Here is a 20,645-nt window from a genome sequence, read left to right on the forward strand (position 1 = left end):
TCCTTTCGAGCGGTGGTGTGGCCTCCGGAGCTTCCGGAGGCCGGTGTTTCAGGAGTGGAGGGAAGGGAGTTCGGTGAGGGTGCGCACGTAGGCCGCGACCGCCGCAGCCTGCGGCTGCGCACGGAGGTCACGGGCGCCGCCGGCGCCGTTCCGGGTGGCATCGTCGCGCAAGCCGTGCCGGGCCGCGAGGGCGTCGGCGGCGTCGGTGGTGAACAGCGCGGGGTTGTCCACCAGAAGGCCGGTCAGCAGTCGTTCCGCCTCCGCGTCCGTCGGGGGACGTGTGGTGTCCTCGCCGGCGAGGTGGCGCCGGGCTGTGAGGATGCCGTGCAGGAGCGGGAGGGGGGAGCCGGGTTCGTCCTCGTCGTCCGCCGCCGCCTCGGCGACCGCGGCGAGGAACGCGCCGGGCGGCACGCTGCGGGCGGGCGCCCCCTCCGCCACCGGCAGCCCGGCGAAGTCCAGGCTCTCGCGCCGGAGGACGTGCAGCGCGCCCGGGCCGGTGCCGGGGTCCTCGCCGAGCGCGGCGATCAGGGTCGCGGCGACCTCGTCCACCGGTGAGTAGTCGGAGCGCATGGGCACCCCGGGCCGCAGCCCGAGGCGGCGGAACGCGGCCAGCAGCAGATGGGTGAGCGCCTTGGCGTTGGGCGCGCCGTTGTCCGCGGCCGGCATCACCTCGCCCAGCCGGTACACGCGGGCCGGCAGTCCTGCCGCACGCGCGGCCAGCACCAGGTGTTCGGCCACCCACTTGGACCGGCTGTAGCCGCCGGCCGGGCGCAGGGCCGCCGCCGGGTCGAAGTCCTCGGGCAGCGGGGCGTCCTGCCGGGCCGCGTGCCGGTCGAGGACGCCGAGCGTGGAGACGTGGTGGAAGGTCTTGCGGCGTCCGGTGAGGGCGAACCGCAGCGCCTCCACCGTGCCCAGGACGTTGGCGGGGCGGTGCGCGCGGTAGTCGAAGAGGAAGTTCACCAGGGCTCCGACGTGCAGCACGGTGGCGCACTCCGCGGCGTGTGCCTCCCATTCCGCGGTGCGCCAGCCGAAGCGCGGCTCACCCAGGTCGCCCGCCCGTACCTGCAGACGGTGCGCGAACTCCTCGTCCCAGAGGTCGAGTTCGCGCAGCGTCCGGATCAGCCGGTGCCGGGCGGCGGCGTCGTCGGGGGCGCGTACGACGGCCAGCGCGCGGGCGTCGGTGGCGCTCAGCAGGCGGTGCACGGCGCGGGAGCCGACGAACCCGCAGGCGCCGGTGACCAGCACCGTTCCGGGCCCGGTGGGGGACGCGGGCGCGGTGGGCGCGGCCGCCGCCGTGCGTGCCGCGGCGTCGGCGAGGCCGGGCGGCAGCACCGCGTCCCGTTCCATCAGGGCGTGGTCGTCGGCTCCCGGCCCGGCCACCGCGCGGGCACGTTCGGCGAGCGCATCGGCCAGCGCCTGCGGGGTCCGGTGGGCGTACAGGTCGGCCACGCCGGCCTGGAGCGCGAGGAGTTCGCGGATCCGCATCACCACCCCGAGTGCGGCCAGCGAGTCGCCGCCGCGGGCCACGAAGTCCTCGTGCACGCCGAAGCCGGGAAGGTCCAGGGCCCGGCCCATCAGGTGGGCGATCCGCTCGGCGGGCGGCCCGTCCGCACCTTCCGCCAGGTCCACGTCCCGTACCGCCGGGAGGGCGCCGGGGCCGTCGTCCAGCTTCTCCTCCACCAGTGTCCGCAGCGCCGCGAGGTCCACCTTGCCGTTGTCGGTCAGCGGCAGCGTCTGCAGCACCAGGCAGTGGTGCGGCACGTGGATGCGGGGGAGCGAGGCGACGAGGTGCGCACGCAGCGCGTCCGTGGTCGTGCCGTCCTCGCCGGCGACGGCCACGGCGAGCCGGGTGCGGCCGTCGCGGCGCAGGACCAGGGCCTTGGCCTGGATGACGCCGGGGCAGCCCTCGGCGCAGGTCTCGACCTCGCCCAGCTCGACGCGGACGCCGGCCACCTTGGCCTGCCGGTCGCGGCGACCGGAGAAGCGGAGCAGCCCGTCGCCGGTGAACCGGCCGAGGTCGCCGGTCCGGTACAGCCGCGGCCCGGGCACGTCCTCCAGGGGGTTGCGTACGAACGCCTCGGCGGTGCGGGCCGGGTCGCCCAGGTAGCCGGCGCCGAGGCAGGCGCCGCCGATGACGATCTCGCCGACGGCGCCGGCCGGGACCGGGCGGAGGTCCTCGTCGACCACGGCGGCGTAGCAGTTGTCGATCGGCGTGCCGAGCGGGATGCGGTCGCCGTCGGCGTCGGTCACCCGGTGGAAGACCATGCCGATGGACGCCTCCGAGGGGCCGTAGCCGTTGGTGATCTCCAGCCCGGGGAGCAGGGCGCGCAGGCGGTGCACGGCGTGCGGGATGATCTCCTCGCCGCCCACCACCAGGTGCCGCAGCGACGCGACGCGCCGCAGCTGCGCGGGATCGGCGTCGAGGAGGGCGACCAGCATGCCGAGCGTCGCCGGGACGAAGTCGGTGACGGTGACCTGCTCGGAGCCGACGGCCTGCACGATGTGCTCCAGGTCCAGGAACTCGCCCTGGTCCGGGATGGCGGTGCGGCCGCCGGTCGTCAGCGGCCACAGCAGCTGCCAGATCGCCGAGTCGAACGTGTGGCGGCTGTTCTGCAGCACCACCTCCTCGCCGGTCGCCGAGAAGTAGGCGGACATGAAGCGGAAGCGGTTCGCGAGCCCGCCGTGCACGTTCAGCGCGCACTTCGGGGTGCCCGTCGAGCCGGAGGTGAACACCCCGTAGGCGGGCAGGTCGGCCGGCAGCGGGACCTCCGGGCGGCGCGGCGTGTGCCGGACGGCGTCCACCGACACCGGCCGGGCGTCGCGTCCGCCGCAGGACTCGGGCCCGGCGGTGAGCACCGTGCGCGGTTCGAGGGCGGTGAAGATCGTCCGCAGCCGTTCCTCCGGCCACGCCGGGTCGCAGAGCAGGAACGCGGCACCCAGCTTCATCACCGCGACCATGCAGACGGGCAGTTCGAGGCTGTTGCCGAGCACGACGGGCACCGCGTCGCCGCGGCGCACTCCCGCTGCACGGAGTTCGGCGGCGAGCCCGTTGGCCAGTTCGTCGAAGCTCCGGTAGGTCAGGCTGCGGGTCACCGGGCCGAGGTGCGTGACGGCGCGCCGCTCGGGCGTGCGCCGGGCCTGGTCCTCGATCAGGGTGACGACGGACGCGTACGGTCCGTGGTCGACGTGGCGGCCCGCGACGCGGGGAGCGGTGTGGGTGGCGTCCATCCGTCATCTCTCTTGCCAGAGGGGGAACCGAGGGGCGTGTGTGCTGCTGCGGTGGCGCGGACGGTCAGCGGACGGGCGCCGCCAGGGACCGGCCGGGCGCGAGTGCGGGAGTCAGCGGAGCCGTCGCGGCCGGCGGGGCGTGTCCGGCGGCCAGCGCGGCGAGCAGGGCGCCGACGGCCGGGGCGGTCTGGATGCCGTAGCCGCCGAGTCCCGCGAGCCAGAAGAACCCGGGTGCGGCGGGGTCCTCGCCGATCACGGGCGTGTCGTCGGCGACGGACGTCCGCAGTCCGGCCCAGGCGTGGCCGACCCCGCGGATGCGCAGGTCCACGGCGGCGTGGAAACGTTCGACGGCGACGGCCACGTCCAGGTCGTCGGCGCGCACCCGCCGCGCCGGGTCCGGTACGGGGGTGCTGTCGCACGGCGAGAGCAGCAGGCCGCCCGCCTCGGGCTTGGCGTAGAAGGTGTCGGCGACGTCGGTGACCATCGGCCAGGCGGACGGCCCGGTATCGCCGGGCGGATCGGGGAGCGTCACCAGCGCGGCCGTGCGACGGGTGCTGCGCAGGCCCGCTGGCGCCACGCCCGCCGTCTGCGCGACCCGGTCCGCCCAGGCCCCGGCCGCGTTCACCAGGACGGGAGCGGCGTACACGGCCTCGTGCGGCCCGCCGGTGCGCACCTGCCAGAGCCCGCCGACGCGGGTCGACTTGCGTACGGGCGCCCGCGTCACGACGCGGCCGCCGCCCGCCCGCAGGCCGCGCAGGAAGAGCTGATGGGTGGCGTCCACGTCGATGTCGCAGGCACCGGGCTTGTACAGCACCCGGTCGAACGCGTCCCGCCGCAGGACCGGGCAGAGCCGCTGCGCCTCGTCGGGTGTCAGTTCCACCACCGGGCGTTCGGCCAGTGCGCCCGCCGCGTGGGCCTGTGCGAACGCGTCGGCCGTGTCCGGCGATCCGAGCGCGAGGACCCCGCGGGGGCGCAGCAGCGGCGTGGTGTCCGTGCCGTGGGAGGCGTAGAACGCGCGGGAGGCCGTGGTCAGGGTGCGGACCGCCGGGCCGCCGAAGTACTCGGAGTACAGCGCCGCCGAGCGTCCTGTTGCGTGCATGCCAACCGAGGCTTCGGCCTCCAGTAGGGTGACCCGCCCGGAGGCGCTCAGGAAATAGGCGGCCGCCGCCCCGGCGATGCCGCCCCCGACGACCAGGAAGTCGCTGCTGTCACTCACGCCGGCCACCCGGTTCCACCCGTCGCCCAGGCCAACTCCACCTGGGTGCCTGTCAATTGAGCCTGTCAATTGAGCGGGGAGTGTAGGAGAGATGTTCGGGTGTGGCATAGATCTCGCACGCGAGTCCCGGGTTTCTACCGGACGCTCCCGGAAGGGCCCGCGCCCGGGCCCTTCCGTGTGCTGTGCTGACCGGCTCTCCCCGACCTGCCCGGCGCGCTCGGCCCTCCCGGGTGCGACGCCGCCCCGCCGGTTGGTCTCCGGGCGTGGAGACGACGCACCGGCCCGCCGCGCGGGTCCTCTGCCTGGACGCGGCCGACGACCTGCTCCTGCTGCGCAAGTGCGACCCGTACGACGGCCGCCTGCTCCGGGAGCCGCCCGGCGGAGGCGTCGAGCCCGGCGACCGGGGCCCATCGGTGCCACGACACCGTCGCCTCGCAACTGGCGGGCAGCCGTACCTTCCGGTGCCGCGCCGTCCTTGGCCATGACGCGCCGGGCGCGCGATGCCCCGGTCACCGGTGGGCCGGCCGGCGGTTGCCGCGCGTTGGTCGTCACTGCGCCTGATCGGATCGGTTCGCTGTAGTCGGGCGGGGACGGGCCGGTGCACGGCAGGGTTGACAAGGAAAGGAGGCCACATGATCTCGGCACTCAACCGGCTGACCGACCTCGTGGAGGATCAGCTCGCCGAGGAGTTCGACATCCACGAACTGGCAGCAGAGCTCGGCACAACCGAGTACCACCTGCGCCGGATGTTTTCCTCGCTGGCGGGCATGCCGCTGTCGGAATACGTGCGCCGGCGGCGCATGACCGTCGCCGCCGGTGACGTCGTGCGATGCGAGGACGATCTGCTGACCATCGCCGTCCGGCACGGCTACGGATCGACCGAGGCGTTCGGCCGCGCGTTCCGCGCCGTCCACGGCGCCACCCTCAGCGACGTACGCCGAGACGGAGGCCCCTTGCGTACCCAGCCCACGCTCAGGTTCCACCTGACCGTCGAAGGGAGCATCCCCATGGACACCCGCCTCGTCGACCACCCCGCGTTCCGCCTGATCGGACACGCGGCCCGCGTCCCGCTCATCCACGAAGGCGTCAACCCGCACATTCAGGAGCACATCGCCGCCTTGCCGCCCACCGAGCACGCCCGGCTCAAGTCCCTCAGCGAGACCGAACCTGCCGGCCTGCTCCAAATCAGCGACGGTCTGGAGCCAGATGCCACGGAAGGAAGCGAGCTGACCTATCTGCACGGCGTGGCCGTCCACCAGAGCACCCCAGCCCCCGAGGACCTCCATGCCATCGAGCTACCCGCGGGCAAGTGGGCGGTCTTCCGCACCGACGGCCCCCACCCGCAGGCCCTGCAGGCAGCCTGGGCCGCGACCGCCACCGAGTGGTTCCCCTCCAACCCGTGGCGCCTGCGCCCCGGCCCCTCGATTGTTGCGACCCTGGATCGCACCCAGGACTTCAGCACCGCCACGTGCGAGCTGTGGCTCCCGGTCGAGCCGGCCTGACACAGGGGATCGCCATCGGGCCCGGCGCTCCATCGGCGGAGCGCCGGTTCCCACCGGTGCTGGCTGCGATCACGCCGGTACCCATGGCGGAACGGAGGGCACCTGCGCGGGATTCCAACCCGGCGTAAGCCCCAATCGGGCTGGTCAACGAATCCCGTCGGTTGCCCGATCTGCGTCACGAATCCGTCGGTCACTCTGCCAACGGGCCAAGTCCCCCCCGGTTCCCCGCGATTCCACTCCGAGAACCCGCGAACCCGTCGGCTTGCCACTGGAACGGCCGGCATCACGTCGGCGTGGAGGACTTCTTCCTCGCCCGCTACGCCACCCGGCAGCCGCCGCTCGACCGGACCGGCCTGCTCCCGGACGAACGGGCGAGCCTCCAGGGGCACGCCCGGGTGCCGTGGCGGGACCTGGGCTCCCTGCCCGGTCCCGTCGAGCCACCCGGCCTCGTGGACGTCCTCCGCGCCCTCGCACCGGACGGGCCCTGGAGCGCCTGACCGACCGTCGGGACCGGCGGCCGGCGTCCGGCGTTCGGTCGGACGCCGTCGGTCACTCCCCGTCGGTCGGCCGGCCGGCGGGCCCGGCCATCTCGCGCGCCGCCGCCAGCGCCAGGTGCCACGGATACTCCTGCGGACGCGCCTCGCCGGGAGCCTTCGGCACGAAGCCGTCCGCCCCGCCGTAGAGCATGCGCACGCCCGCCCCGCGCAGGGTCTCGACGCTGCGGCCGAACTGCGGGTGCGTCGCGTACGCCGCGTTGACGCACGGCAGCACGGCCAGCGGCCACCGCTTGCCGACCGCCTCGGCGACGTACGCGGCCACGAAGTCCGGGGTGAGGCCGAGCGCGTAGGTGTTGACGCCGTTCAGCGTCGCCGGCGCCACCACGGCCACGTCCGCGTCCGGCCACAGCGCCGTCTCGCCCGGGCGGCGCAGCGCGCTGCGCACCGGACGCCCCGTCAGTTCGGCCAAGTCGTCGACCTCGTCCGCCAGCCAGTCCCGCGCCGTCGGCGTCAGCCCGAGGCACACGTCCCACCCGGCGCACTGCGCCTCCCGCACCACGTCCGCCACACCCAGCACGGGCGGAGCCGCACACCCCAGCAGATACAGCACCTTCGCGTCCATCGGCCCACCCCACCACACCCGAGCAGCGCGCCGAGAACCGTCATGAAAAGCTGACGAACTATGAGTGACTCTCCGCACGTACCCGGTGACACGGACGACAGAATGCTGCTCGCCCAGTTACGCCTCGACCCCTCCCACGACGACGCGTGGCGTCTCCTCACCGCCACCGCCCGGGACTTCGCCGCCCAGCCGCAGGCGGACGGCGACACCTGCTGGGTGCAGAGCACCCGCGGCTCCGACGGCGTCGTGACCGTCGGCTACCCCGAGTACAGCGCCCGCGTGCAACGCGCCTGCCGGGCCCTCTCCGACGTCGGCGCCGTCACCCCGGCCTACTCCTGGATGCAGCGACGTCCTCCGGCCCTCCCCGACGACGGCACGCCACCCGGCGCCGCCGACGCCGTCCGCCTCGCCACCACGATCATCCGCGGCGAACGCTTCTGCGACGGCACCATCGGGCAGGCCGTCGAACGCGGCACCCTCCAGGCCGTCCTCACCTCCCTGGCTGCCTGGTACGACGCCCGCCGGTCCGGGTAGGCGACCCGCACGCAGCCGCGGGTGCGGCGGCCCGCCGTCCGGGTCGTGGCAAGTGTCACGCCTTCGCCGCCTCCCGCACGGGGGCGCCGCCGGACCCTGGTGAGTCCGGCGGCCGCCCCCTAGCCTGCTGCGGCACTCGTCAACCCCCCAACGAGAAGGGCCCCTTCGCATGCGATCCGGCAGATCCGTCCCCCTCGGCGCCACCGTGCTCACCGTGCTGACCGCGTTCCTCCTCGCCCTGCTGCCCGCCACCCGCGCCGACGCCCTCCCGGCCTGGCCGTCCGTCAGCCAGGGCGCTTCCGGCACGGACACCAGGACCGCGCAGTACCTGCTGCGCCACCACGGCCACGGCATCGCCGCCGACGGCCAGTTCGGCCCCAACACCCGGTCGGCCGTCGTCGGCTTCCAGAACGCGCGCGGGCTCACCGCCGACGGCGTGATCGGCTCACAGACCTGGCCGCACCTGATCGTCTCCGTGCGGCAGGGCGCCACCGGCGACGCGGTGCGCGCCGCCCAGACCCAGCTCAACGCGTACGGCCACGGCATCGCCGTGGACGGCCAGTTCGGCCCGGCCACCGACGCCGCCGTCCGCGCGTACCAGAGCGCCCACGGCCTCGCCGCCGACGGCCTCGTCGGCCCGCAGACCTGGCAGAGCCTCATCGGCGGCGGCGACGGCGGGGGCAACCCGTCCGGCTACGCCCTCCCGCTCGACCGCAGCGCCGCCGGCCGCGCCGACTACGCCGCCTCGCACTGGAACGGCAACCCGGCCGTCGACCTGATCGTGAACTACGTCCCGACGTACGCGATCCGCGGCGGCGTCGTCGACCACTACGACTCCTCGTCCTGCGGCATCGGCATCCGCCTCCTCCAGTCCGACGGCTCCCGCTTCGTCTACTGCCACCTCTCCGCCCGCTCCGTCGGCGACGGCGCCCAGGTCTCCGCCGGGGCCCGGCTCGGCACCACCGGCGACACCGGCAACTCGGGCGCCCCGCACCTGCACGTCGAGATCCGCACCGCGGACGGCGTCGCCCGCTGCCCGCAGACCTACCTCACCGCCATCTACGACGGCCACACCCCGCCGGGGCTCTACACCCTCCCCACCTCCGGCTGCACCGCCTGATCCGCACGAGCTCACGGAAAGGGGGTGGGTGGACGCGCGTCCTGCGCGTCCACCCACCCCCTTTGGTGTCAGCCGTTCCCGGCAGCCGGAAGGGCTACGGGACGACGACCTCCTCGATCTGCACGCTGCCCGCGCCCGTCGTGGTGCCACGCGCGTTGACCAGCTGCACCTCACCGAAGAACGTGCGGCCCTCGGGTGCCTCGCCGGCCACCACGACCTCCGCGTCGACGGTGGCGGACTCGCCGTTGCCGAGGGCGACGGTCCGGTTCTCGTCGACCTTCACCTCGCCGAGTGCGGAGGAGAAGTAGACGTCGCGGTAGTCGAACGCGGTGCTGCCGGCCGGCACGGCGTATCCGTCCACGGTGATCGTGTACGTGCCCGCCTCCGGACTCAGCAGCGTCACCGACTCCTCCGAGTCGCCGTCGGCGTCCGAACCGACGACCTCACCGTCGAGGGAGACGCTCAGGTCCAGGTCGGCGCCGGTGTCGGAGGTGGAACCGATCACGACGTCCACGCGCGAGACGCCCTCGCCGATGACGAGAGTCCTCTCCTGGGACTCGCCGTCGGAGATGGTGGGACGCTCCTGCCGGGCGGACCCCAGCTCGCCGCCCCGCAGCGAGCCGTCGACGGCCCCGAACTCGTTCGTGACCTCCCACTCGACCGGAGCAGGGGTCCCCACCTCGGCCTCGGGAAGCGTCTGCACCGCGGGGTCGAAGGTGGTGCCCAGCGCCGTCGCGGTCAGGGTGAACGGGTTGTTCAGCCGCGGCGAGGTGCGCCGTGCCTCGACCTCGAACTCCCAGACGCCCGGCAGCGGTTCCTCGTAGGAGCGCAGGTCGGGACGGCACGCGTTGTCCGGATTGTCGTAGTTGTTGTAGCAGAAGACCGTCGACGTCGGATCGGCCGGGAGACCGTAGGGGTTGATCGCGACCCAACGGGTCTGGCTGTTCTTCCGCAGACCGCTCATCGCGACCTCGAGCGTCTTCGCGCCCTCGGGCACGGTCACGAAGTACGACTTCGTGCCGTTGCGCTGCACCGACCCGCGCTCCTGCACGGCGTAGGCCGGGGTGACCTGGTCCTCCGCCGCGACGACGGTCGCGAGGATGTGCTTGTCGACGCCCTCGGTGCGCTCGTCGTCCAGAGTGAGGGCGGCGCTGTGGATACCCGCCCGCTTCGCCTTCGCGCGGAGCTTCACGGACACCGGCTCGTTCAGCGGCAGTGCGATCTCGTCGTCGCCGACCAGCCGGAAGGTGCCGTCGTCGTTGCTCAGGTCGATCTCGTGTTCCACCGGCCGGACGGGACCGCTGGTGCGGGTGATGTCGACGGTGTAGGTGCGGCGTTCGCCGACGGCGAGACCGCCCTCGCGGTCGTAGAGTCCGCTGCCGAAGCCCGGCTCCTTCAGGAAGCCGGACAGCGCCGTGTCCACCGGCGCCTTCACCGTGTACGCGTGAGCCGTGGCGCCGCGCCTGATGGACTTCCAGGCGTCCTCGACGTCGATGAGGCCCGCACCCTGCTCGTACGCCTGCCGGCCCTTGATGGTGTCGGCCGTGCTGGTGAGAGCGGTACGCAGGCTGAGGGGGCTCAGCTCCATGCCGCGCCGCTTCGCCGCCGAGATCAGCAGCGCCGAGGCGCCCGCCGCCTGCGGGGAGGCCATCGACGTGCCCTGGAACATGCCGTAGCCGGGCGGCAGGTCGTAGCCCGCCTCGGGGACCGGCTGGCCGGGCTGCCAGCTCGGCACGGTGTTCACGGAGGCGCCCGGAGCGGCGATGACCGGGGTGAAGCCACCGTCCTCACGCGGACCGCGGGAGGAGAAGGGCATCATGTCGTACTTCGTCTTCACCCTGGAGCCGTAGTTGGCGGCCCACGTCTCCTTCGAGACCGACGCACCGACGCTGAGCACCTTGTCCGCGAGCGAGGGGTCGCCGATGGTGTTGGCGCCCGGACCGCTGTTCCCCGCGGAGATCACCAGCTGCACGTCGTAGGTGTCGATGAGCCGGGTGTACAGCTCGGCGCGTGCGTTGTTGCCGTCGTTCAGCGCGGGCAGACCGCCGATCGACATGTTCACGATGTCGACGCCGCGCTCGGTGACCAGATCGATCATGCCCTCGGTCAGTGCGACGCTCGTGCAGCCGCCACTCCACGAGCAGGCGCGCGAGGAGACGATCTTCGCGCCGGGGGCCGCGCCGTCCATCTCGCCGTCGAACAGGCCGTTGGCCGCCGTGATACCGGCGACGTGGGTGCCGTGCGCGGACTCCACGACGCCGATGTTGACGAAGTCGGCCTTCTTGCCGACCCAGTCGCCCCCGTAGGGGTCCATCGGGACGTCCTTGCGGATCTCCACGACGAACGGGATGCGCTCGGCGATCTCCGTGTTCGGGTCGTCCTCGCCGAACCAGCCGATCTGGAAGCCGTCCTTGTACGGCTTCATCGCCTTCTGGTCGCCGAAGTTCCCGTCGTCGTCGAGGTCGACGCGCACCGTGCCGGTCGCGGGCTCGTACAGCACGCCCCAGCGGTCGGTGGTGTCACCGTCCCGGTTCAGGTCGCCGGCCATGTCGCCGCCGGTGGTCACCGACTCCGAGAAGCGGCTGATCTGGTACGACCCGGCGGGCGCGGACCACGTGCGGTCCGCGTACTCGAACGTCGGGCCGGAGACCGAGGTGACCATCGGGCGCCAGGTGCCGTCACCGTCGATGATCGGGTCGGTCGCGGTCACCCAGTCGACGATCTTCCGCTCGCCCGTGGTCGTCTTCTGCAGCGCCGGGTGGCCGAGGTCGACGCCCGAGTCGAGAACGCCGATGGTGACGCCGCGTCCGTCCGCCTTGGGGTGGTCCTCGACGAAGTCGACGGCGCCGGTCTCGGCGGCGGGCTGGTACGGGTTGTCGGCGGGGGTGTCCTCGTCCGGGCCGGGCTGGGAACCGCGCTTGCCGTTGTTCGCGCCCTTGGCGCGGTCGGCCTCCGGTGCCGGATCGGGCAGCGGGATCTCCTGGAGCAGGTCGATTCCCACGACGTCCGACAGCTTCTTCGCCCGGTCGATCGCGCCCTCCGCCCGGCCGGTGGGCACGGTGGCACGGACGTACCCGAGCTTGTCGTCGACGCGGCCCACGGAGCCGCCCTTGACGGAGTCCAGCTGGCCGGCGACCTTCTCGGTGGCACCAGGCCGGGTGGCGAGCATCATGGTGACGTTCTTGTCGCCCTCGGCCACGGCTTCGGCCAGGAGCTCGGCATCCTGCGAACCGAGCTTGTCGTCGGCCGACTTGGCCGGAGTAGCGGGGACGGGATCACCGTCCGCTGCGACGACGGCAGCCGGGCTGGTCGCGGCGATGGCCACCACCAGCCCGGCTGCGAGAGCCAGACGCGCCGTGCGTCTCACCCCCGGAGAGGCGGGCGCGGGTATCCAGAAGGAAGGCATAGGCATCCTCAGTTCAGAACTTCCCTGTCCGGCGAACCGGAGCCGGATCGCTCGCACTTTCGCCCATGGAACATATGTGGGGGAAGAAGGTGCCCATACCGTAATGGGGTCGTAACCCGGTGCTGGGCGCTCAACGCCCAGTCGACACCGGGTCATTCGCTGGTGGGCCCACCTCGGCGCCCACTACGAAGCCGGGACCTTCCGCTGGTGCGCGCCCGGTGTCGGGTACGAACACCGGCAGGAATAACCGCAGGTCAGGCCGGCGGTCGCCGGAAAAGGCGTATACCGGCGAGATTTACGATGACCTCCATGCAACCTGCCTCCGCCGTCGTCCACCTGGACAGCCCCTTCATCAATTTCCGACACTTCGACTTCGGCGAGGGCTCGCACGGCTTCCGCTGGATCAACGTCAAGCGTTTCCAGCTGTCGTCCGAGACCTGGGACGACCGAGACGTGCTGGCTGCATTGATCGCGCATCCACAGTTCCGGGACACCTACGACGGAGCCGGAGTCCAGGACTGGCCACGGCACGGTCAGTGGTGGCTCGACCGCATCACCCCTGACTCCTACGAGACCGTCGATGCCGCCGCGGCCGTCGACACCCTCCACTCCTGGGCCAACCAGCACGGCGCCGTCCCGCAATCACTCGGCGCACGCCTGGGTCAGGAGATCTACGCCCCGATCCGCAAGGCGACCAGCAGATACCTGCTGGGACAGCTTCCGGAGGACGCCCACCACGACTACGGCCCCCTTCACATCGACTACCACGAACTCGTCCTCATCGACCGCCCGGCAGTCAGGCTCACCCTCCTCGTCGCAGCTGACGACTGATGCCGTCGCGACCGGTTCCACCGGTGCTTGACGGAGGGCGAACGGACAGTGAGGCTGCCGGCTTCCGTGTGCCCGGCCTCGTCCGGATAAACGGATGGTCGCGGGCGCGCGTGACGCGGCAGGATGCTCCGCATGACGTTGCCCACCCCGAAGCTGCACACCTCCCGGCTGCTGCTGCGGCCGTTCACCGACGCCGACGCGGCGCCGCTCTACGCGCTGCACAGCAACGCCCGCGTGCTGCGTTACTGGGACTCCCCGCCGTGGACCGAACCGGCCCGCGCCCAGCGCTTCCTCGCGACCTGCCGGACGATCGAGGAGGAAGGCACGGGAGCGCGCGTGGCCGTCGACCGCGCCTCCGACGGCGCGTTCATCGGCTGGTGCGGCCTGTTCGACTGGAACCCGGATTTCCGCAGCGCGTCCCTGGGCTACCTCTTCGACGCGGCCGCGTGGGGCCACGGATACGCCACGGAGACCGCCCGGGCCGTCCTGCAGTGGGCGTTCGACGCCCTGGACCTGAACCGCGTTCAGGCCGAGACCGACACCCGCAACGTGGCGTCCGCCCGGGTCCTGGAGAAGCTCGGCTTCGTCCGCGAAGGCACCCTCCGCGAGGACTGCGTCGTGAACGGCGAGGTCTCGGACTCCTGGGTCTTCGGCCTCCTCCGCCGCGAATGGCACCCGACGGCCACGCCGACGGCCGGCCCTTAGGCTTTCTCGTCCGCATCGTGCACGGCTTCCCGCGTGGCGCCGTGTGCCACACGTCGAGCGGGGCGAGCATGTGCGGGCCCAGTCCTCTCCCCGCACCGAGGCGATGCGATGCCCGACCGTACCGAGCACGTCCGCCGCGCAGCGGGTGCACCAGGGGGGACCCTGCTGCATCAGCGGCCGGAGCGGTGGCTGTTCCGCGGCGTCTACGGACTCGTGCTGGCCAGCGCCATGGTGGCCGCACTGGACGCGACGGGCGACAAGGCCGACCCCGGCCCGGACGCGCTGTGGATCCTGCTCAGCGCCCTGGCCTCGGGAGCCGCCCACGGGTTCGCGCACGTCATCGCCCAGCGTGTCTCCGCCGACGAGGCAGCCACCCTCAGCCGACTGCGGTCGGTCCTGGCCGAATGGCCTCTGGTCGCCGCAGCCCTGCCGACGGTGGCGTTCCTGCTCGCCGCGCTGGCCGGATGGTGGCCGGAGAACACAGCCGTCGACGTGGCCCTGCTGTTCAACACCGCGGCCCTGCTGGCACTGGGAACCGCGGCAGCCCGCATCGCCGGCCGCAGCTGGCCGTACTCCTTCCGCGCAGGCAGCATGGACATGCTGCTCGGCGTAGTGATCATCTCCGTGTACGCCCTGCTCGAATAGTCGATGTCCTGCCGGCCACCCTGTACCCGGGCTCCGCCCTGCACGAGCCGGGCATGCCGGCAGGAGGCGGGCCGAAGGCTGCCTGAACAGCGGGAACACTCCCCCTTGGTCCGCACGTGATCATGGTGCTTCCCGTGTCCGTGTGTGCCGGATGCGTGCCTGGGGTCGTCGTCCAGCGAGGGCATGCTCGGGGATTCGAGGCGTGCTCGGAATGAGGTTGCGGTGCGCTCGGCGCCGCTTCAGACCCTCTCGACTCGCACGGGGCGTCCGCCGAGGAGTTGATTCACGTCGTCGGCGTCGGAGGTGAAGACGGTTGCCTGAGATCCCTGCGCGGCTTCCCGCCCGGCCACAGCCGCCAGAACGGCCTCGATGGCGTACTTGTGCCCATGCAGGCCAGCCGCCTTGAGCATGTCGCGCGCCATGGCGATCACCTGCCCGTCCGTGTGGACGACGCGGATCAGGGACAGCGTCCAGCTCCACAGTGCCTGTCCCGACGTTTCACGCGGGTCCCATGCCTCCAAGGCTGTGAGCGCCGTGGTGACGATCGGGATGTCGAGCCGCGGAGCTGTCTTGATCAACGCGGCCACTTCCCGATCACCCTGAACCGCTTTGGAGAGCGCCTCACAGCCGAACACGAAGACGCGTCGGCGTTGGCCGGTGCAGTCTCGCTCGGGCGGTGCGGCTCACGCAGCCTCGTCCGAACTCGACCGCTCCTCGTCATGCCAACGGTCGATGGCGGCGATGCGGTCCAGCGCTGCTTGCTGCTCGTCGTCCGTCACGGCGCCATGCTCTTCTTCGAGACGTCCGGCCAACTGCGCAGTCGGTCCATGGCGTCCTGACGAGCAGCGGCGGCCGCGATGCAGGCGGATACCCCGCGCGCGTCCACGCGTGCTCTGATCGACTCCACAGCTGACCGCCGCTGTTGATGTCAGAGCTGGACGTCGAACGCCCCGGAGCTTGATCGCTCCGGGGCGTTTCCGCTGGTGCCCCCGGCAGGATTCGAACCTGCGACACCCGCTTTAGGAGAGCGGTGCTCTATCCCCTGAGCTACGGAGGCGGGACGGGGGAGCGGGCCGGGGGGCGCGCTCCGGGTGCGTCCGGGAGTCTCGGCGCAGGGGCGCCGGGCTCCGGGGACAGCCTAGCGGATGTGATCGAACGGAGCCCGCGTGGCCGCACGGATCAGAAGGGCATCTTGCCGCGGGCGCGGCGGCCGGCGGAGCCGCTGCGGCCCAGGGCGCGGGAGCTGCTGCGGAAGGGCTTGCTGAAGAGGCGGCCCAGGGGGCCGGGGGCCTTGCCCGCGGTGCGGGAGCCTGCGCCGAGGGTCTTGTGTGCGCCCCGCTCCGGGTGCCGCGAGAGGCGGGGGAGAAGGAAGGCGAGGACGAGCAGGAGTACACATCCGGCGATGATGGCCACGGCCGTCATGGACTTCTCCTTTCGTGAGGTGCCGCCCCTGCTGTCCGGCGGAGGGCGGGGCGGCTCGTGGGGCCCGGGTTCCCGTTGCGGGGGTGGTCATGCGCCGACGGGCTGGGAGGGGCGGGGGCAAGTCCCCTGCGGGGGGCGGGTGGTGCGGGGGATCCGGGTCGGGCGTGCGCGGGCCAGGCGAGGACTGTGCGGCTCGACGGGTGGAGGATGCGGGTGGCCGGCGGGTGTGCGGCGGAGGGATGAGGTGTCGGCAAGCTCACGTGCGGGGGGCATCATTGTCCCAGGACAAGTGACCGACCCGGCGGTACGGTGAAGGGGAAGGCTCACCACAAACAGAAGGAAGCCGAACGAAGTGGTCGGTATCCCCGCCGTGGAGCGTGCGCTGCGCGATGCCGCCCCGCATCAGCTGCTGGACGTCGTGACGGCGGCCATGAAGGACCAGTACGGCGCCACCGGTGTCGAGCTGCGCATCGCCGACTACGGCATGAAGTCGCTCCAGTCCGTCGAGTTCGGCCCGCTGCCCGTGGAGCCGCTGCCCCTGCACGACAGTCCGCAGGGGAGGGTGTTCGGCGCGCAGGAGCCGCTGGTCCTCCGGCAGGCGCCGGGGCTGGTCGCGGTGCACATGCCGGTCACCGTCCGGGGCGACCGGATGGGGGTGCTGTCCGTCACGCTGCCCGAGGAGCAGTACCGCGAGACGGCGCTGCCGGAGATGCAGCACGTCTGCGCGGCCCTCGGTCACGAGATCCTGGTCGCGGAGCGGGACACCGACCTGTTCCAGGTGGCGCGCCGCACGTCCCGCCTCACGCTTGCCGCCGAGATGCAGTGGCAGCTGCTGCCCGGCCGCTCCTGTGCCCGCCCGGAGTTCGCGCTCGGCGGTCATCTGGAGCCCGCGTACGCCATCTTCGGCGACAACTTCGACTGGTCGGTGTCGCGGGACCGCCTGACTCTCGTCGTGACCAACGGCATGGGCGACGGCATCGAGGCCGCTCTGCTGTCCAGTCTCGCCGTCAACGCGCTGCGCAACGCGCGTCGCGCCGGGCTCGGCATCGCCGACCAGGCCGCTCTGGCGGACCAGGCGCTGTACGCGCAGCACCACGGCGAGCGGTACCTGTCGGTGCTGCTGCTGGAGTTCGACCTGGCCACCGGTGCGGTGACGGCCGTGGACGCGGGCTCGCCCCGGATGTGGCGGCTGCGGGAGGGGAAGGTCGAACGGGTCTCGTTCGAGGCGCAGTTGCCGCTGGGCATGTTCGAGGAGACGCCCTACGTCTCCGAACGCTTCGGGGTGCGGCCGGGGGACCGTCTCCTGATCACCAGCGACGGGGTGTACGACACGCCCTCGCCCGGGGGAACGGGCTACGGTGAGCGGGCCCTGGCGCGTTCGCTCGCCGCCACGCGCCTGCTCCCTGCGGACCAGGTGCCGCGTGCGGTGCTGCACGAGCTGACCGACTACCGGGGCCGGGGTCCGCTGGAGGACGACGCGCTGGTGGTCTGCCTCGACTGGCACGGGCGTCCCGCCCTGGTGTGAAGTGCGGGACCGGCGGGGTGGGAGGCGTTGTTGCGGCTGTTCAGGCCGGGCGGGTGTCCCCGGTGCCCGGACGTTCTCCGGCGCGGGTGTGCTCTCCCCGCGCGGCGAACCGGAAGCTCTCCAGTCCGCGGGCGAGGTCCCGCCGGGCCTGGGCGGGCATCCGGTCGAGCACCTTCAGCAGAGCCTCTTCGCGGCGGGCGCGCAGGTCCGTCAGGTAGGTGCGGGCCTTGCCGGTGAGGTGCAGTTGCAGTTCCCGCCTGCTGACCGGGCTCGGCCTGCGCTCGACGTAGCCCGTGGCCTCCAGGCGGTCGCACAGCCGGCTGACCGACGACGCTCTCGAGTCGAGCAGTTCGCCGAGCCGGCGGAGGTTGATGCCCTCTTCGCGGTCCAGGCTGTACAGCACGCGCAGCTGGAACGCGGAGACCGGCGCGGGCGAGGCGGCGTCGAAGCCGCGCTCCCACAGCACCTCCAGCATCTCGATGGCCTCCGCCGCAGCCCGTGCGGCGGCGGAGGACGGCTGCGGCGAGAAAGAAGGCGCGCCCATAACTGTGCCACTCCACGTGATCCGTCGTCCGCCCGCGAGGAGGTCGGCCTCACGGGCCTGCGGGGACGGGGAAGATGCCGCGTCCCGGTCTCTCAGGCCTCTATTTGCCCGCAATCTCCCCCGCCACACGTGCATCCGGCCGGCCGTGAGGCGTGGAAGTCGGTGGCGGCAGGTGTAGACGCCGCCCGGCCGGGCACATTCCTCCATGCCTGATGACAACAGTTGTCTTTCGGAGAGTGTCGAATGAGCACCGCAACGCGAGTCCCCTCCGCCGTCGAGGCCGGCCCCAGCGTCGCACGCGCGGACGAGCCCGCCGTGACGGGTCTGCCGCACGTCGCCGAACCCGGCGCCGTGGCCCCGCGCGACGCACGCGAGTTGTCCGTTCTGTTCTTCCGGCGCCTCCGGACCCTGGAGGAGGGCACGCCCGAGTACCAGTACGCGCGCAACACCCTCATCGAGATGAACCTGACGCTCGTCCGCTACGCGGCGGGCCGCTTCCGGCACCGCCACCAGTCGGAGGAGGACATCGTCCAGGTCGGCACCATCGGACTGATCAAGGCCATCGACCGGTTCGACCTCGACCGGGGAGTGGAGTTCACCTCGTACGCGGTGCCGTACATCACCGGCGAGATGCGGCGCTTCTTCCGCGACACCACCTGGGCCGTGCACGTGCCGCGCCGGCTCCAGGAGCTGCGCATCCGGCTGGCCATGGCGAACGAGGAACTGCTCGCCGAACTGGGGCGCCCCGCCTCGGCGGAGGAGGTCGCGGGCCACCTCGGCATCACGGTGGAGGAGGTCGTCGAGGGGCAGGTCGCGGCCAACGGGTACTCCGCCGAGTCCCTGGACGGCGCGCTGAGCGACCGCGACGAGGCCGACGGCCACAGCCTGGGCGACCGGCTCGGTGCGTGCGACCCCGCCTTCGACGCCGTCGAGGGATTCGAGGCGGTGCGTCCGCTGCTCGCCGAACTCGGCGACCGCGACCGCCGGATACTGGAACTGCGCTTCGGCGAGGAGCTCACCCAGTCCCAGATCGGGGAGCGCCTGGGCATCTCGCAGATGCACGTGTCGCGTCTGCTCTCCGCCTGCCTCAAGCGCCTCCGTACCGCCGTCAACGAGGACGACGCCTGACCGCAGGGCGGCGCCGTCAGGCCGGGCGGGCTTCGTCGTCCGGCGTGCTGCGGCGCCCGGTGCCGGCGGAGCGGGCGGCGGTGGCGAAGCTCTCCAGCCCGCCGAGCAGCCGCCGCCGTTCCGTGGCGGGCATGCGGCTCAGCACGGCCTCCAGGGCGTCCTCGCGGCGGGTGCGCAGCTCGGCCAGGTACGTCACCGCGCGCCGGGTCAGGTGCAGTTCGAGTTCACGCCGGCTGACCGGGCTGGGGTGGCGTTCGAGGAGGCCCATGGCCTCCAGCCGGTCGCAGAGCCGGCTGACGGACGGCGGGGCGGAGCCCAGCAGTTCGCCGAGGCCGCGCAGGTTGATGCCGTCCTCCTGCTGGAGCACGTGGAGCACGCGGAGCTGGGACGGTGAGACGGGCTTGGTCGGCACGGCGTTGCGGCCCTGCTCCCAGAGCACCTCGAGCAGTTCGACGACGTCGACGGCGACCCGGGCGGCGGCGGGGGACGTGGAACCGCCCGCGGAACTCGCGCCCATAGCCTGCCACTCCCAAGATCATGTCTCCGGCGCACGCGTTCCTCACACCGCCGGCCCCGTCCCCGCACCCTAGCCGACCCTCCGCGCACCGGCCGGTGGGGAGTGGCGCGCGGGCTGCGGCGGCGGGGCGTGCGGTGGCGCCGCGTGCGGCGGCGGGGTTCAGCCGGGGCGGTAACCGTACCTGCGAGCGCTGCGTGCCCAGAGGGAGCCGACCAGGCCGAGGATCAGCACGATCGCGCCGGTGGCCCACTCGAGCCGCGGGGCGCCGACGGCCGCGTTCGGGGGTTCGCCGTAGTTCCAGAGGAACGGGGAGACGATCAGCCACGCGCCGAGCAGCGCGATGCCGGCGGAGGCGAAGAGCTGCCGCAGCGGGCGCAGGAAGCGGCTGAGCGCGAGGAACAGCAACAGGACGCCGACCACGGACTCGTTGAGGTATGCCTGGCCACCCTTCTGCGTCTCCGCGTAGCCGACCGCCCAGGCGCCGATGCACAACCAGAACGCCACCGGGACGCACAGCAGGGCGGTGGCCTGGTCGCGCACGGCCAGGTCGTCGAGGCGGCGGGCGCGGTCGATACGCGCGCGGTCGGCGGGGGAGAGGTCGGTGCGTGGGTGATCGGTGCGGGCGAGGCCGGTCCCGGACGGGCCGTGGCGGTCGGTGACGGTGCGGGCGCGGTGCGCGGCGGTGGCCATGTCGGGTGGCTCCCTTCCCGGCTGACGGACCGGCTGTACGACGGGCTGTACGGACCGGCTGTGCCGAACCCCCGGCTGCACCGATTCCGGTCGTGCCGCGCGGGGCGGAGGGCACGGGTAGCCTCCGGAATCCGCCCGAAACGGACCGCTGACAGGGATGAGGACAGTGGGAAGGCGAGGGCTGCGCACGCCGTCGAGCACGGCGGGCCCGTGCGGGGCGGGCGCGGCGTGGGGCGGTCCCGGGATCAGGCCACGTCGCCGACGGCGGCTCCGCAGCGGGGGCACGTGGTGGGCGGTGCGGCGTCGGCGAGGCGGCCGCACGCGGGGCAGACCCGGTCGAGCATGCAGGCCGGCTCGCCGCCGAGGTCCTGGTCGGCGGGTTCCCGCGCGCCGGCACGCGGCGGGCGGGGCTCGGGAGCGTCGTCCTGCCGGTCACGGGTCATGGGTGCATTGTGGCGCGTCGGGGCGCGACAGGGCGCGACAGGGGTGAGCCCCGGCGCGGGGGACGCCGGG

The 20,645-nt window shown here is 72.8% G+C and carries 20 protein-coding genes and 1 tRNA gene; 10 read left to right on the forward strand and 11 right to left on the reverse strand.

Annotated elements, in window-relative coordinates; genetic code table 11:
* Positions 1 to 48: 48 nt before the first annotated feature.
* Together K304_RS31050 and K304_RS0124240 are read right to left on the reverse strand one after the other, a co-directional pair.
* Positions 49 to 3,228, reverse strand: coding sequence for an amino acid adenylation domain-containing protein (locus K304_RS31050; RefSeq protein WP_051308773.1), 3,180 nt, complete (start codon positions 3,226 to 3,228; stop codon positions 49 to 51).
* 64 nt (positions 3,229 to 3,292) lie between these two features.
* On the reverse strand, positions 3,293 to 4,444 hold the full coding sequence (locus tag K304_RS0124240) for an NAD(P)/FAD-dependent oxidoreductase (RefSeq protein WP_027765824.1): 1,152 nt from the start codon (positions 4,442 to 4,444) through the stop codon (positions 3,293 to 3,295).
* A gap of 263 nt (positions 4,445 to 4,707) precedes the next feature.
* Between K304_RS0124240 and K304_RS34230 the strand changes: the two genes are divergently transcribed.
* From K304_RS34230 to K304_RS31055, 3 genes are all read left to right on the forward strand, one after another.
* Positions 4,708 to 4,929: a hypothetical protein gene (locus tag K304_RS34230; RefSeq protein ID WP_486591790.1), complete on the forward strand. Its 222-nt coding sequence runs from the start codon at positions 4,708 to 4,710 to the stop codon at positions 4,927 to 4,929.
* A 147-nt stretch (positions 4,930 to 5,076) separates the two neighbouring features.
* On the forward strand, positions 5,077 to 5,946 hold the full coding sequence (locus K304_RS0124245) for an AraC family transcriptional regulator (RefSeq protein ID WP_027765825.1): 870 nt from the start codon (positions 5,077 to 5,079) through the stop codon (positions 5,944 to 5,946).
* 293 nt (positions 5,947 to 6,239) lie between these two features.
* Positions 6,240 to 6,443 (forward strand): hypothetical protein, encoded by a 204-nt coding sequence (locus K304_RS31055; RefSeq protein ID WP_051308775.1) that lies wholly within the window; start codon positions 6,240 to 6,242, stop codon positions 6,441 to 6,443.
* A gap of 52 nt (positions 6,444 to 6,495) precedes the next feature.
* Here K304_RS31055 and K304_RS0124255 read toward each other — a convergent pair whose 3' ends face one another.
* The gene (locus tag K304_RS0124255) at positions 6,496 to 7,065 is read right to left on the reverse strand and encodes a flavoprotein (protein WP_027765826.1); all 570 of its coding nucleotides are present in this window, start codon (positions 7,063 to 7,065) and stop codon (positions 6,496 to 6,498) included.
* Between the two features lie 60 nt (positions 7,066 to 7,125).
* Here K304_RS0124255 and K304_RS34235 point away from each other — a divergent pair, with 60 nt between their 5' ends.
* Together K304_RS34235 and K304_RS0124265 are read left to right on the forward strand one after the other, a co-directional pair.
* Positions 7,126 to 7,599 carry a DUF6508 domain-containing protein gene (locus tag K304_RS34235; protein ID WP_158687419.1) on the forward strand — a complete coding sequence of 158 codons (474 nt, stop codon included), beginning with the start codon at positions 7,126 to 7,128 and terminating at the stop codon, positions 7,597 to 7,599.
* Between the two features lie 169 nt (positions 7,600 to 7,768).
* Positions 7,769 to 8,719 (forward strand): peptidoglycan-binding protein, encoded by a 951-nt coding sequence (locus K304_RS0124265; protein WP_051308776.1) that lies wholly within the window; start codon positions 7,769 to 7,771, stop codon positions 8,717 to 8,719.
* Between the two features lie 94 nt (positions 8,720 to 8,813).
* On the opposite strand, the gene K304_RS0124270 is transcribed toward K304_RS0124265, so the two are convergent.
* A complete protein-coding gene (locus K304_RS0124270; RefSeq protein ID WP_027765829.1) occupies positions 8,814 to 12,125 on the reverse strand; it encodes a S8 family serine peptidase in 3,312 nt (1,103 codons plus the stop codon).
* A 309-nt stretch (positions 12,126 to 12,434) separates the two neighbouring features.
* Here K304_RS0124270 and K304_RS0124275 point away from each other — a divergent pair, with 309 nt between their 5' ends.
* The 3 genes from K304_RS0124275 to K304_RS0124285 all read left to right on the forward strand — a co-directional run bounded on the left by K304_RS0124275 (position 12,435) and on the right by K304_RS0124285 (position 14,306).
* The gene (locus K304_RS0124275) at positions 12,435 to 12,956 is read left to right on the forward strand and encodes a hypothetical protein (protein ID WP_199779665.1); all 522 of its coding nucleotides are present in this window, start codon (positions 12,435 to 12,437) and stop codon (positions 12,954 to 12,956) included.
* Between the two features lie 132 nt (positions 12,957 to 13,088).
* Entirely contained in the window at positions 13,089 to 13,661 is a 573-nt protein-coding gene (locus K304_RS0124280) for a GNAT family N-acetyltransferase (RefSeq protein ID WP_037791559.1), read from the forward strand.
* Positions 13,662 to 13,769: 108 nt separating this feature from the next.
* Positions 13,770 to 14,306 (forward strand): hypothetical protein, encoded by a 537-nt coding sequence (locus K304_RS0124285; RefSeq protein WP_027765832.1) that lies wholly within the window; start codon positions 13,770 to 13,772, stop codon positions 14,304 to 14,306.
* 239 nt (positions 14,307 to 14,545) lie between these two features.
* On the opposite strand, the gene K304_RS0124290 is transcribed toward K304_RS0124285, so the two are convergent.
* The 3 genes from K304_RS0124290 to K304_RS0124305 form a co-directional block, all read right to left on the reverse strand.
* Entirely contained in the window at positions 14,546 to 14,893 is a 348-nt protein-coding gene (locus tag K304_RS0124290) for a hypothetical protein (RefSeq protein WP_486591791.1), read from the reverse strand.
* Positions 14,894 to 15,287: 394 nt separating this feature from the next.
* Positions 15,288 to 15,363: transfer RNA gene (locus K304_RS0124300), tRNA-Arg, on the reverse strand.
* A gap of 122 nt (positions 15,364 to 15,485) precedes the next feature.
* Positions 15,486 to 15,728 carry a DUF6411 family protein gene (locus K304_RS0124305; RefSeq protein ID WP_027765834.1) on the reverse strand — a complete coding sequence of 81 codons (243 nt, stop codon included), beginning with the start codon at positions 15,726 to 15,728 and terminating at the stop codon, positions 15,486 to 15,488.
* A 352-nt stretch (positions 15,729 to 16,080) separates the two neighbouring features.
* Between K304_RS0124305 and K304_RS0124310 the strand changes: the two genes are divergently transcribed.
* On the forward strand, positions 16,081 to 17,253 hold the full coding sequence (locus tag K304_RS0124310; protein ID WP_037791562.1) for a SpoIIE family protein phosphatase: 1,173 nt from the start codon (positions 16,081 to 16,083) through the stop codon (positions 17,251 to 17,253).
* A 40-nt stretch (positions 17,254 to 17,293) separates the two neighbouring features.
* On the opposite strand, the gene K304_RS0124315 is transcribed toward K304_RS0124310, so the two are convergent.
* Entirely contained in the window at positions 17,294 to 17,797 is a 504-nt protein-coding gene (locus tag K304_RS0124315) for a MarR family transcriptional regulator (RefSeq protein ID WP_027765836.1), read from the reverse strand.
* 243 nt (positions 17,798 to 18,040) lie between these two features.
* Here K304_RS0124315 and K304_RS0124320 point away from each other — a divergent pair, with 243 nt between their 5' ends.
* Positions 18,041 to 18,925: an RNA polymerase sigma factor SigF gene (locus tag K304_RS0124320; RefSeq protein WP_027765837.1), complete on the forward strand. Its 885-nt coding sequence runs from the start codon at positions 18,041 to 18,043 to the stop codon at positions 18,923 to 18,925.
* Positions 18,926 to 18,941: 16 nt separating this feature from the next.
* On the opposite strand, the gene K304_RS0124325 is transcribed toward K304_RS0124320, so the two are convergent.
* The 3 genes from K304_RS0124325 to K304_RS0124335 all read right to left on the reverse strand — a co-directional run bounded on the left by K304_RS0124325 (position 18,942) and on the right by K304_RS0124335 (position 20,575).
* Positions 18,942 to 19,442, reverse strand: a complete 501-nt coding sequence (locus tag K304_RS0124325; protein WP_027765838.1) for a MarR family transcriptional regulator — start codon at positions 19,440 to 19,442, stop codon at positions 18,942 to 18,944.
* Between the two features lie 159 nt (positions 19,443 to 19,601).
* A complete protein-coding gene (locus tag K304_RS0124330; RefSeq protein ID WP_027765839.1) occupies positions 19,602 to 20,132 on the reverse strand; it encodes an SPW repeat domain-containing protein in 531 nt (176 codons plus the stop codon).
* A gap of 245 nt (positions 20,133 to 20,377) precedes the next feature.
* On the reverse strand, positions 20,378 to 20,575 hold the full coding sequence (locus tag K304_RS0124335) for a hypothetical protein (protein ID WP_027765840.1): 198 nt from the start codon (positions 20,573 to 20,575) through the stop codon (positions 20,378 to 20,380).
* Positions 20,576 to 20,645: the final 70 nt, after the last annotated feature.

It is taken from the genome of Streptomyces sp. CNS606 (assembly GCF_000426325.1).